This window comes from Nostocoides australiense Ben110, assembly GCF_001050535.1.
GTDB classification, from domain to species: Bacteria; Actinomycetota; Actinomycetes; order Actinomycetales; family Dermatophilaceae; genus Nostocoides_A; species Nostocoides_A australiense.
Map to the genome: position 1 here is coordinate 2930226 of NZ_HG764815.1, position 12358 is coordinate 2942583.

The following is a 12358-nucleotide window of genomic DNA, read 5'->3' on the forward strand; positions in this document are numbered from 1 at the left end:
ATCTGGCCGCGGCCGGCCTCGGGCCGCGCGAGCTCGCCGCCGCGGAAGCGTTGGGCCGTCTCGTGCGGCTGCCCGATGACATCGTGCTGCTCCCGACCGGGCCGGCCCAGGCGATGCGCATCCTCGCCGCCCTTGCTCAGCCGTTCACGACAAGCCAGGCGCGCCAGGCGCTGGGCACCACGCGCCGGGTGGCCATCCCCCTGCTGGAGCATCTCGACCAGCGCGGCTGGACCCGGCGCCTGGACGCCGGCCATCGTGAGGTCGTGCGATGAGACTGGGCCACAACCGTATTCACCACGTAAGGACGACGTCATGACTGAGACCCGGCTGACCCAGTTCGCGGCCGGCGGGGGTTGCGCGTGCAAGATCCCGGCGGCCCAGCTGGAGGGCATCGTCGCCGGACTGAACGGCGCGACGCACCCCGACCTGGTCGTCGGCATGGACACCGGCGACGACGCCGCGGTGGTGCGCATCGCCGGCGGCCAGGCCGTCATCTCCACCGCCGACTTCTTCACCCCGGTGGTCGACTCGGCCTACGACTGGGGACGGATCGCGGCCGCCAATGCCCTCTCGGATGTCTATGCGATGGGCGGTAAGCCCGTGCTGGCCATCAACCTGCTCGGCTGGCCCGTCGACGTCATCGACACCGACCTCATCCCTGACGTGCTCCGTGGCAGCGCCGACATCGCCGAGGGGGCCGGCATACCGCTCGCCGGGGGGCACAGCATCACCGCGCCGGAGCCCATCTACGGGCTCGCGGTCACCGGCGTCGCGGACCCGGACCGGTTGCTGCGCAATAACATTGCGGAGCCGGGATTGCCGATCAGTCTGACCAAACCACTCGGAGTCGGGATCCTGGGCAATCGGCACAAGGCCACGGGCGAGATCTTCCCCGAGGCGATCGCGACGATGACCCAGCTCAACGACGCCGCGTCGGCCGCCGCCCTGGCAGCCGGCGTGCGCGCCGCCACCGACGTCACCGGCTTCGGGCTGCTGGGGCATCTGTTCAAGATGTGCCGCGCCTCCGGGGTCTCCGCGCGGATCGACCGGGCGGCCGTGCCCGTCCTCGAGGCCGCCGTGGCGAGCCTGCGCGAGGGCTATGTTCCGGGCGGGTCGCGGCGCAACCTCGACTGGGTCCGCCCCCACCTCGACGCCGCCCCCGGGGTCAGCGAGGACGACCTCCTGCTGCTCGCCGACGCCCAGACCTCCGGCGGCCTGCTGATCGTCGGCGAGATCCCCGGCGCGCCCGTCATCGGCGAGACCACACGGCATACCGGCTCCGGGCCGCGCATCACGATCCCCTGACCGGCCACCCCGTCGCCAGGAGCCCTTGCGACGCGGGCGGCGGGGCGCTACTCGGTCAGCGCGGGCTTGGCGGGCTGCTTGGTGATGAGCGGGATGGCGGCGCCGATGAGGGCGAGGACGCCGACGACGGTGAAGGCCAGGGTGTAGTTGTTGTCGGAACCGGCGAGCGAGCTGACGAGCAGCGGGCCGACGACGCCGCCGATCGACCAGGCGATGAGCATCAGCCCGTAGATCCCGCCCGCGTGGGTGACGCCGAAGAACTTCCCGGCCGTCGACGCCATGGTGCAGAAACCGCCGCCGTAGCAGGTGTCGATGATCGCCGCGAGGATCCAGAACAGCGCGACCGACCCCGCGTGCGGCAGCGCGAGCAGCGCGAGGCCCTGGATGCCCAGGATGCCGACGAAGGCGGGCATCTTGCCGATCCGGTCCGAGAGCGCCGCCCACAGGATGCGGCCGAATCCGTTGAACAGGCCCATGATCCCGACGAAGGTCGCGGCGCTGGCGGCACTCATGCCGGCGATGGCCGAGTCGCGCACCCCGGTCTGGGCGACGGTCGCGCTCCCGGTGGTGTCGCCGCCGGTACGGCCATGCCGGGTGGGCGGTAGCCCTTGGGCGGGTTGGCGAACAGGAGCGCGCCGAGGACGCCCACGATCAGGTAGGCGATGCCGAGGATGCGGAAGGGCGCGGTCGGGTAGGCCTTGTCGTTGGCGATCAACGCGCCGGCGACGGGCGAGGTGATGATGGCGCCGAAGCCGCCGACGGCGATGCCGGGGATCAGGCCGGCCTTGTCGGGAAACCACTTCTGCAGCATGGCGATCGGGACGATATAGGCCATGCCGAGACCGAAGCCGCTGAGCACGCCGTAGCCGAGGATGAGCATCTACAGGTCGCTGCGCTCGCGGGCGAAGGAGCTGAGGATGATGCCGATGGCATAGATAACGACACCGACGAGCGCGACCGTCCGTGGCCCGCGGCGGTCCTGGATCTTGCCGCCGATGAAGGCCCCGACGAAGATCATCCCGATGGCGACCTCGAAGGGGATGGCCGCGACCATTTGGTCAGGTGCATCGCCGACTCGGGCGCGACGAGCGCCTTGCTGAAGGTGCTCCAGGCATAGACGGCGCCGATGGCCAGCTGGACGAGCACGCCGCCGAGCAGGATCAGCCAGCGGCTTTTCGTCGTCGTTGCAACGGTTCGGTCATGCCAACTCCTGGGGGGACTGCGATGTAGGGGGACGGAGGGCGCCGGGAGTCGAGGCGTTGGAGGACCAGGACAGCGCGGCCTGCGCCTCCCGGGCGGCGATGCGCTCCTTCTGCGGCACCACCGTGTATTTCGGGTCTTTGGCCGATTCGATGCCGGCGTGGAATACCCCGAACCGCAAGGTGGCCGACGCCCCGTTGAAGGCCAGGCCTGCGAGCACCGCCGCCGGCCGCCAGCGGCCCGCGAGCACCGTCAGGCCGATGCCGGTGAGGCTGAGCGCGGTGCTCGCCCCCAGCAGCTGCCCGGCTTTGCCCTGCCGCAGCTGCGGCAGCGGCTCCCCTACGAGCCCGGCGTTGTGCTCCAGCAGCCGGAAGGCGGTCAACTCCAGTGCGGCGCCGCCGAGGGCCATCCGCCGGGCCGGCGCGGTCTGTCGCGTCGTCGTCGTGACCATCGCGGCGCCGCCGGCGGCGGCCATGCCGGAGCCGACGAAGGCGAAGGGCAGTTCGCGATAGATCCCGTGCCACGTCGGGGTCGCGGTGTTGGACAGCAAGACTGCGGTGTATGCCGCGAGCGGGGCCGAGAAGAATCCGGCACCGATGCTCGCGCCGCGGTCGACGATCGGCAGGTAGCGGTTGATCGCGCTGTCGGGTTTGATGACGAACTTCGCCACCTCGGACGCGGCCGCGACCCCGGTGAAGGCGCCGAATCCGGCGAGGATCCAGCTGCCGATGCTCATCGGGGAGGTCAGCTTCATCACCCGGAGCATGTTGACGAACCGCGAGGGCCGGCCGAGGTCGGCGACGAGCGCGACGGTGCTCACGCCGAGCGCGCCGAGCGCCGTCAGCCGCGCATTGCGTTGCAGCAGAGTCCGGCCCGTCATCTCCGCGCCGACGGCGACGAGCGCCGAGCCCGCCGCCAGACCGCCGCTGTAGAGATAAGTGGGGATCTTGTAGTCCCATGGCGCGGGTTTGACCACCGACCGCCCGTAGTAGGAGTCGAACGCCGCGTCGGGCACCATGATGTCGTCGCGTCGCCGCCGGCGACGGCGCACTGGCGCGGCCGCTGGCGCGGTCACCGCCCCCGACTCCCCCGCGTCCGTATCGGGCTGCGGCACAGGGCCGTTCGTGCTGTCGTCGGCTCTCAGCTCCTCCGCGTCACTCATGAGTTGCCTCGTCCCAAGAAGCTCACCGCGGCTCCGGCGAGCATCGTCAGGCCGGCGAGGCCGGCCTTGCGGAAGATGTCGGGCAGGTCGTGCGTGGTCACGATCGGGTCCGGCGGCAGGCCATAGACCTCCGGCTCGTCCAGCAGCAGGAAGACCGACCCGGTGCCCCCGACCCCGTCGTTGGGGTTGGCCCCATAGAGCCGCGCCTCGGTGAAACCGTTGGCGTGCAACGCTTCCACGCGCTCCCGGGCGCGCTCGCGCATCTCGTCCAGGTCGCCGAACTGGATCGACGTTGTCGGGCACGCCTGAGCGCACGCCGGCTTGGCGTCGAGAGAGATCCGGTCGTAGCACAGGGTGCACTTGTTGGCGATGCCGATCTCGACCTGACGTGCCGCGCCCGTCGTGGTCGGGTCCTTGCGTTTGTCGATGACGCCGAAGGGGCAGGCGGCCACGCAGTAGCCGCAGCCGTTGCACACCTCGTCCTGCACGACCACCGTGCCGAACTCGGTGCGAAAGAGCGCGCCGGTCGGGCAGACATCCAGGCACCCCGCGTGCGTGCAGTGTTTGCAGACGTCGCTGGCGATGAGCCAGCGGAAGTCCGGGACGGTGCCCTCCGCCAGGGCCTGTTCGGCGGCCCACTGCATCGCCGAGGCGTCCTCCTCCCCCGGTCGAGTGAGCGCGACACGCCCAGGATCGAGCCCATTTGTGGGCGTGTCGCGCTCACTCGACTCGGGTGCCACCGCGCAGGTGTGGGGCCGGGGTCGGGTGTGGGGCCAGGGTCAGGTCGCGCGGCGGGTCATCGTGGGGGCGCGCCGGACGGCGAGGGCCGACACGAGGGCCGCGGTGAGCGGGACGGCGACCACGAGGAGTCCCAGCCACAGCCACGGGATCTTGATGATCGGGTGGGCGTAGCCCTCCTGACACATATTCGTCAGGCGGTCGCACTGGGTGTTGCCCGTGAGCGGGAAGGTGATCGCGATCCCGGGGACCAGCCCGACGGCCACCCCGATGAGCGCGCCGAGCAGGCTGATGACGATGGCCTGCCCGGCGGCCATCGCCCGCCGGGTGCCGCGGGTCGCCCCGACCGCGGCCAGTGTGGCGTCGTCACGCTGCTGTTCGGCCATCGACAAGGCGGTCGAGGTCAAGGTGATGACGAGGATGAGGAAGGCGAAGATGCCGACAAGGATCCCCATGATCAGCTGGTCCGCGCGCTGGAAGCCGCGCTCGACCTCGACATAGGAGGAGTCCGTCATGGCGGCATTCAGTCGATCCGCGTCCGCGCTGCTGATCGGGCCCGCGGGGTCGTAGAGGCCGATGGCGTCAGTGGTGGTGGCCCAGCCCAGCGCCGTGGCAGTGTCCGGAGTGACGAAGAGGCCGCAATCGCGGGGCAGTGCCGGCAGCGCCGCGAGGTCGAGCGTTCGGGTGGCCACTGGCAGCGTGTCGGCTGCCCGCTCCGTGATGTCCGTGAATTCCCCGGTGTCGGAGTCGACGCGCAAGGTGCCGCTGACCATGGTGATCGAGGCGGGAAGGGCGGCGCGCGTGAACGCGAGGGCCCCACCCTTATCGAGCACCGTGCGCTCGTTGTCGGTCAGGTGGAAGCGGCGATCCAACTCGGCCAGCGGGAGCACGCCGATCTGGCCGTGCCCGGACCACGCGTGGGTGCCGAACTGGGTGCACTTGGGGACGCCATCCACCGCCGGGGCATCCGGATCCCCCGAGATGGATTCGGTGGTCGTGCAGCCTTGCGGCCGATAGTTGACGAACGGCCAGACCGCCTTCGGGTCGGAACCCGGGCCGGCGAAGACGTGGCCGCCGGTGACCTGCGCCAGCGGCACCACGACCAGGCCGGGCGTGGTGCGTTTGATCGTCTCCGTCGTGCGCGCCACCACGTCGTCTACGCGTCGTGGGGCGCCGTCGGAGCCATACACGTCGAGGGAGACGATGGCCTCGCCGTCCAGGGCGTTCGGCACATATTCGCGGCGTTGCTGTTCGGTGTCGCTGGTCAGACCGACGCCCATCATCGTCAGCGCGGCCACGGCGCCGACGACGGCGGCGACCGAGGGCGTCGATCGCGACCGCTGGCGAGCGGCATCGCGGCTGGCCAGCCGCAAGGACACGGGCAAGTGCTGGGAGCCGAGAGCGGCGAGTCCGAGCAGGGTGGGCACCAACAGCAACGCGCCGCCGATGAGCAACACGGCACCGCCGACGATGAAGACCTCGGAGGCGTGAGTGATGATGCCGTAGAACAGGACGATCCCCCCGAGGATCGCGCCGGCCAGACCCAGCAGGAAGACCACGCGGGACGGCGGCGGCGAGACCTCCTGCCCCTTCATCACCCCGACGATGTCGAGCCGTCCCAGTCGTTGCGCCGGGACCAGGGCCGCGACAAGCGCAGAGAGCATGGCGACGGCCATGATCCCGAGCACGTGAGTCCACGGGATGTCGATGGGCCCGCCGGTCCACGGCGTCCAGACCGGGATGATCCAGTGCGTGACGGCCGGCACCGCGAGCACCCCGATCACGGCTCCGGCGACAGCGGCGAGTGCCCCGAGGACGACGGCCTGGGAGAGCACGGTCCGGCGCAACTGCTTGGTGGTCGCCCCATTGCTCGCGGCCAGCGCCAGCGTCCGTCGCTGGCGCGCCGCGCTCACGGCGAATGCCGGCCCGACCAGCAGGGTGACGATGATCAGCAGGATCCCCCCCCCCGCGACGACGAGGCCGGCATTGCGGCCGTCGTCCATGGACATCATGTCGCGCAAATCGGGGTCGATCTCGCCACTCGGGGGTGGATTGCGCAGCACGTCGGCCGACAGGACGGAGATGCCGAATGTGTTGGCCTGCTGCACCTGCGGCCAGGTGAACGGCTGATCTCGGTAGAGCGCGTAGCTCGTCATATAGCTGTCGACCTGCTCCCCGAGGGCGTCCGGGGCGATGAGGCCGGCCAGGGGTGCGCCCCAGGAACTGCGCGCCTGCGCGACACCGACGATTCGCAAGGTCCGCGCCGGTGTCGAGTCCAGGAGCAGCGTGCCACTCGTGGGCACCAGGCCCTTGTCGACGGCAGTCTGGGTGACCACCACCTCCTCCGGCCCAGACGCCCAGCGCCCGGACACCAAGTCGAGACCGCCGCCTTTCGCCTCGGGATCGGGCGTGGCCACCAGGTCGACCCGGCGTGACCGGTCACCGTCGAGAATCCAGACCTGCAGCTGCGTCGTGGGAACCACCCGGCCACCGAACTGGGCCGCCATCGCCGTGGCCAGCTGTCCGGGGGCGGGCGTGCTGCCCTTCGCCAGGCCAGGGAGCGGTTGGGCCGACCGGGTCGTCGTCCCTGGACCCGTGGCAGAGAACCCTGCCGGCATCGTCTGTGTGGCCTCTGGGTCCTGCACGATCTGATCGCTGCCGGGCGTGGTCAAGACGGCGACGGCGTTGCCGAGTTCGTACGGGATGCGCTCGGGGCCGGTGATCGGGCTCGTCGGATAGAGCGTGAGCGCGAAGGTCAGGAGCGCCGTCGGGATCGCGACCATCGAGAGCGCGAGCAGGCTGCGTCCGCGGTGGCGGCGGACCTCGCGCCGCGCCATCCGCAACGCCACCGCCCACGAGCCTCGCCAACTGCCGAGCCCGCTGCCGGCCCCTGCCGTGGTCGCACTCACGTCGCGCTCAACGCCTCCCCATACTCGGTATCTACCCAGCACGCGAGCGTATACCCGGTATGGCGGATGGTCCAGTCAGGCTGCGGGTGTGTCTCCAACCCGGGCGAGGGCGTCGTCGCGCAACCACTGCGTGGGACTGGCCCCGGCGAACTCGCGCCAGTCTCGCACCAGGTGACTCTGGTCGGCATACCCACAACGGATTGCGATGTCCGCCAACGGGATCCGCCCGAGCAGCTCTCGGGAGTGCTCGAAGCGAAGCACCCGCCCGGCGAGCTTGGGCGTCGGCCCGAATTCCCGAGCGAAGCGGGTGGTGAGGTGGCGGCGGCTCCAGCCGACGGCTTCAGCGACGGCAGCGACCGGCATCCGGCCGCGGCTGCCGGCCAACATCGCCCAGGCTGCGGCGGTCGGCGCGTCCACGCTGCGGCGGTCATCGATGAGAGCGAGCAACTCCCGGCTGAGCAGGTCGAAGCGGCGCGGCCATCCGTCGCTCAGCGCCAACAGTTCCCGCAGCCGCTCCCCCACCCCGCCCACCGCATCGTCCATCTCGACCAGGCCCGAGGCGAAGGCCGCTGCGGGCGCGCGAAGCAGGGCCCGCGACCCGAGCGGCGTCAGCGCCAGCTGGACACCGAACTGGGTGCCGTCGTGGTAGACGTGCGCCGGGCTGCTATGCAGCCCGCCCAGCAGCGCCCCGAAGCGGCGCGGTTCATTGCCGATACCGTTGCCGGACACCCGGATTCCCGAATCCAAGGCGAGGATCACCGTCAGGTGACGCGACGGCATACCGACATGCACTCCCGGTGGGAAGCCGGCCAGGCGATAGCCGACCATCGAGGCGACGAAGGGGCGCAATGCAGCGGGCAGGGGCGCCTCGGCATACTCCTCGACCGGCTCGGTCATGACTGCCAGCGTAGGAGACGCGGCGGCCTAGCTCCAGATGCCGTGGCGCCGGTTCCAGTTCTGGGCGCCCGTGTAGGCGTCGATCATCCCCCAGATCCATACACCGAACATCAGCGGGATCCCGATGAGCACGAAGGCCAGTGGGATGCCGACGACGTAGAGGACGAGCATGGCCACGCCCTTGCCGACCTCGCCGTTGATCATCGTGCCCAGCCCGGGGACGAAGAAGGACGCGAGCAGCGAGATGCCGGGGTTCTTCGGGGCGACCCCGCCGTACGGCGGCGCGTAGCCCGCAGGCGGCGGGTAGCCGGCGGCGGCATACGGCTGGATGTGCCCCGGTTCGCCGTATGCCGGGGGGCGCGGGGCGGCATCCTGGGGCCAGGCGGGCCGGGGTGGGCCGACCCACTGCATACCGTCCCAATAGCGCATCGTCCCATCGGGTTGGGTGTACCAGCCAGGCTGGGATGCGTTCATCGGCCCCCTACTTCTTTCCCTTTTCCGCGGACGACCCGTCGGAGGTGAGGGCGGCGATGAAGGCCTCCTGAGGCACCTCGACGGTGCCGATGTTCTTCATCCGCTTCTTGCCCTCCTTCTGCTTCTCCAGCAGCTTGCGCTTGCGGGTGATGTCACCGCCGTAGCACTTGGCCAGGACGTCCTTGCGGATGGCACGGATGTTTTCGCGGGCGATGATCCGGGCCCCGACAGCAGCCTGGATCGGCACCTCGAACTGCTGGCGCGGGATGAGCTCCTTGAGCTTGCCGGCCATCATCGTGCCGTAGCCGTAGGCCCGGTCCTTGTGCACGATGGCACTGAAGGCGTCGACCGTCTGCCCCTGCAGCAGGATGTCGACCTTGACCAGGTCGGCGACCTGTTCCCCGTCGGGTTCGTAGTCGAGGGAGGCGTAGCCGCGGGTGCGGGACTTGAGCTGGTCGAAGAAGTCGAAGACGATCTCGGCCAGGGGCAGGGTGTAGCGCATCTCCACCCGCTCCTCGGAGAGATAGTCCATCCCCCGCAGCGCTCCGCGCTTGTTCTGGCACAGTTCCATGATGGCGCCGATGAACTCGCTCGGTGCGAGGATCGTCGCCCGCACCACCGGCTCGCGGACCTCGGCGATCTTGCCGCCCGGGAACTCGCTCGGGTTGGTCACCGTGACGACCGACCCGTCCTCCATCGTCACCGAATAGACGACATTGGGCTGGGTGGAGATCAGGTCGAGGTTGAACTCGCGCTCGAGACGCTCCCGGACGATCTCGAGGTGGAGCAGGCCGAGGAAGCCGCACCGGAAGCCGAACCCGAGCGCCGCGGAGGTCTCCGGTTCGTAGACGAGGGCGGCGTCGTTGAGCTTGAGCTTGTCGAGCGCCTCGCGCAGATCGGGATAGTCGGACCCGTCGATCGGATAGAGACCCGAGAAGACCATCGGCTTCGGGTCGCGATAGCCGCCGAGGGCCTGCGCTGCCGGCTTGCTCGCATTGGTGACGGTGTCGCCGACCCGGGACTGGCGCACATCCTTCACGCCGGTGATCAGATAGCCGACCTCGCCGACGCCGAGTCCCTTGCCGGGAACCGGCTCCGGGGAGATGACCCCGATCTCGAGCAGCTCGTGCTGGGCCTTGGTCGACATCATCGCGATCCGCTCGCGCGGGTTGAGGTTGCCGTCGACCACCCGGACATAGGTGACGACGCCGCGATAGGTGTCGTAGACGGAGTCGAAGATCATCGCCCGGGCCGGGGCGTCGGGATCGCCGACGGGTGCGGGGAACTGACGGATGATCTCGGTCAGCAGCGCCTCGACACCCACCCCCGTCTTGCCGGATACCTGCAGGCAGTCCTCGGGGTCGCACCCGATGAGACCGGCCAGCTCCGCCGCATACTTCTCGGGCTGCGCGGCCGGCAGGTCGATCTTGTTGAGCACCGGGATGATCGTCAGGTCGTTCTCCATCGCCAGATAGAGATTGGCGAGGGTCTGGGCCTCGATGCCCTGGGCCGCGTCGACGAGGAGGACCGCGCCCTCGCACGCGGCGAGAGAGCGGGAGACCTCATAGGTGAAGTCGACGTGCCCGGGGGTGTCGATCATGTTCAGGGCATAGGTCGTCCCGTCGATCTCCCACGGCATCCGCACCGCCTGCGACTTGATCGTGATGCCCCGCTCGCGCTCGATGTCCATCCGGTCGAGATATTGCGCGCGCATCGCCCGGTCGTCCACGACGCCGGTCAGCTGGAGCATCCGGTCGGCCAGCGTGGACTTGCCGTGGTCGATGTGGGCGATGATGCAGAAGTTGCGGATCAACTCCGGCGGCGTGGCGTGCGGCTGCAGCGCGGCGCGGGCGCGGGGTGACACGGCTGGCGGTTCCTTCGTGGCGGGACGATCAAGACTGACTCCCTAGTCTCCCATGCCGCCGGGTCCGCCCAGGATCATCCGCTCACCGGCCGTCACCGGGCCGGTCGGCGCTCGACCGGTCTGTGTGCTCGATGAGCAGCGTCGGCAGCCCGAGCCGGCGCTCCCGCAACGAGCAGACCCGCGAGCCCGGCTTCCGGCCGGTCCGGACCGGCGAGGCCGCGATCCCCCCGGCGGCCAGCCTACGGACGGTGGCGTCGAGGTCTGGGGTGCGCCAAGCCACGCCCCACAATGCATCGGGGCCGTCATGCGGTGCATCACCCGTCGGCTGCACGACCTCGACCACCGCCGGGCCGCAGCGGAAGAACAGCATGCGGGCCGACCCCTGCGCCGCATGCCGGTCCAGGCGCAGGTCCAGCCCGAGCCGGCCGCCGAAGTCGGCGACCGCGCGCTCGGCGTCCGAGGTGTGCACCACGACGTGATCGAGCGTCAGGTCGCACTCCGGCTGGTCGGTCAGGGCGAGGATCGCGACCGGCATACCACCCACCAGCACCGTCTCACCATCCACCTCGAGCCCGCGGCGCCGCAGCTGCTGCCGCGCCGGCCCCGGGTCGGCCGCCCCGAACCCGAGGATCATTCGCTCCCCCGGGCGCACGAGCGCCTGCGGGACGCCGCCCAGGACGGCATACGCCTCGGGACCGGCGCCAGGCACCTCGATCCGGGCGATCTGTTCGATCATCACCGCTCCCCTCCTCCCATACCCGCCGAAGGGTATGCCGTGAACGCCGCCTCCGCCCGCGGGCGCCCGGCCCGCATGCGGAATGATCGGTTGTGCCCGCCCGTTGGGGAGAGGGAGCAGGAGGAGCCAGCCGTATGACGATCCAACAGCCCCCCGCGATGCCGCCGGCACCGCCGCCGGGGATGGTGCCGGTGGCGCCGCCGTTCGACGACGCGCGCCGGCGGGAGATCCGCGGAGTGCTGCGCCACCCCCTCGAGAACCTCACCCTGATCGTCGCGGTGCTGGTCTCACTGATCGTCATGAGCGTCTCGATCGGATCGGTCGTCGACGCTCTGCGCAACGGGCGGGAGCCGGGGATCTATTCGCTGCTCTTCGCGCTGGCGCCGCTCGTGCTGTGGCTGATGCGCGGGCAGCTGATGGCCCGGCTGCGGGTCGGTGGGGTCAAGATCACTCCCACGCAATACCCCGAGGCCTACGCCATGCTCCAGGAGGCCGCCGCGGCCTTCGGCATGAAGAAGGCGCCCGACGCCTATGTCGTGCTCGGCAACGGCATGATCAACGCGGCGGCTTCCGGGCACGGCTTCCGGCGGTTCATCTTCGTCTACAGCGACCTGTTCGAGGTCGGCGGACGCCTGAAGAACCCCGACGTGCTGCGGTTCATCATCGGCCACGAGGTGGGCCATATCGCCGCGGGGCACGCGTCCTACTGGCGCTGGCTGGGCATCTTCGGGTCGCAGATCGTGCCCTTCGTCGGGCCGGTCCTCTCCCGCGCACAGGAGTACACAGCGGACAACTTCGGTTATGCGTATTGCGCGCGCGGCAGCGCCCCGGCGATGCAGACCCTCGCCGTCGGCAAGTACCTCAACCCGACCGTCGACATCAATGCCATCGCCGACCGGGCCGAACAGGAGAAGGGCTTCTTCATCTGGCTCGTCAACGCCCTCGCCTCGCACCCGGTGCTCGCCTGGCGCGCGCACGCACTGCGGGACCGGTCGGCGCCGGGCCGGCTGGTCTGGCGGCCGCGAGAGCCCAAACTGCTGGGTATGCCGCCCGCGCATCCCGGCCTGCCGCCG

General features: G+C 70.3%; 12 protein-coding genes and 1 pseudogene. 3 read left to right on the forward strand and 10 right to left on the reverse strand.

The window, feature by feature from the left end:
- Positions 1-272, forward strand: a 272-nt coding sequence (locus BN11_RS14095) for a SelB domain-containing protein (RefSeq protein WP_048698637.1), incomplete at its 5' end; no start/stop codon positions are given.
- 40 nt (positions 273-312) lie between these two features.
- Entirely contained in the window at positions 313-1305 is a 993-nt protein-coding gene (selD, locus tag BN11_RS14100) for a selenide, water dikinase SelD (protein WP_048698639.1), read from the forward strand.
- Positions 1306-1352: 47 nt separating this feature from the next.
- Here selD and BN11_RS25240 read toward each other — a convergent pair whose 3' ends face one another.
- From BN11_RS25240 to BN11_RS21355, 10 genes and pseudogenes are all read right to left on the reverse strand, one after another.
- On the reverse strand, positions 1353-1817 hold the full coding sequence (locus BN11_RS25240) for an MFS transporter (RefSeq protein WP_235435483.1): 465 nt from the start codon (positions 1815-1817) through the stop codon (positions 1353-1355).
- On the reverse strand, positions 1814-2185 hold the full coding sequence (locus tag BN11_RS25245) for an MFS transporter (RefSeq protein ID WP_053084115.1): 372 nt from the start codon (positions 2183-2185) through the stop codon (positions 1814-1816). The genes BN11_RS25240 and BN11_RS25245 overlap by 4 nt, the downstream gene beginning before the upstream one ends.
- Positions 2186-2359 carry a hypothetical protein gene (locus tag BN11_RS25250; protein WP_235435484.1) on the reverse strand — a complete coding sequence of 58 codons (174 nt, stop codon included), beginning with the start codon at positions 2357-2359 and terminating at the stop codon, positions 2186-2188.
- A 144-nt stretch (positions 2360-2503) separates the two neighbouring features.
- Positions 2504-3667, reverse strand: coding sequence for an NrfD/PsrC family molybdoenzyme membrane anchor subunit (gene nrfD, locus BN11_RS14110; RefSeq protein ID WP_201329268.1), 1164 nt, complete (start codon positions 3665-3667; stop codon positions 2504-2506).
- Positions 3664-4269: pseudogene (locus BN11_RS14115) on the reverse strand (4Fe-4S dicluster domain-containing protein); the annotation flags it as partial. The gene nrfD and the pseudogene BN11_RS14115, both read right to left, overlap by 4 nt.
- 177 nt (positions 4270-4446) lie before the next feature.
- Positions 4447-7314 carry an ABC transporter permease gene (locus BN11_RS14120; protein WP_157044168.1) on the reverse strand — a complete coding sequence of 956 codons (2868 nt, stop codon included), beginning with the start codon at positions 7312-7314 and terminating at the stop codon, positions 4447-4449.
- Between the two features lie 75 nt (positions 7315-7389).
- The gene (locus tag BN11_RS14125) at positions 7390-8211 is read right to left on the reverse strand and encodes an AraC family transcriptional regulator (protein ID WP_048698644.1); all 822 of its coding nucleotides are present in this window, start codon (positions 8209-8211) and stop codon (positions 7390-7392) included.
- Positions 8212-8238: 27 nt separating this feature from the next.
- Positions 8239-8685: a hypothetical protein gene (locus BN11_RS14130; protein ID WP_157044169.1), complete on the reverse strand. Its 447-nt coding sequence runs from the start codon at positions 8683-8685 to the stop codon at positions 8239-8241.
- Positions 8686-8692: 7 nt separating this feature from the next.
- Positions 8693-10549 (reverse strand): translation elongation factor 4, encoded by a 1857-nt coding sequence (gene lepA, locus BN11_RS14135; protein ID WP_048698646.1) that lies wholly within the window; start codon positions 10547-10549, stop codon positions 8693-8695.
- Positions 10550-10631: 82 nt separating this feature from the next.
- Positions 10632-11285, reverse strand: a complete 654-nt coding sequence (locus BN11_RS21355; RefSeq protein ID WP_053084116.1) for a VOC family protein — start codon at positions 11283-11285, stop codon at positions 10632-10634.
- A 134-nt stretch (positions 11286-11419) separates the two neighbouring features.
- On the opposite strand from BN11_RS21355, the gene BN11_RS14145 reads away from it, so the two are divergent.
- Positions 11420-12358 (forward strand): M48 family metallopeptidase (locus BN11_RS14145; protein ID WP_157044386.1); only part of this gene is annotated, 939 nt, incomplete at its 3' end.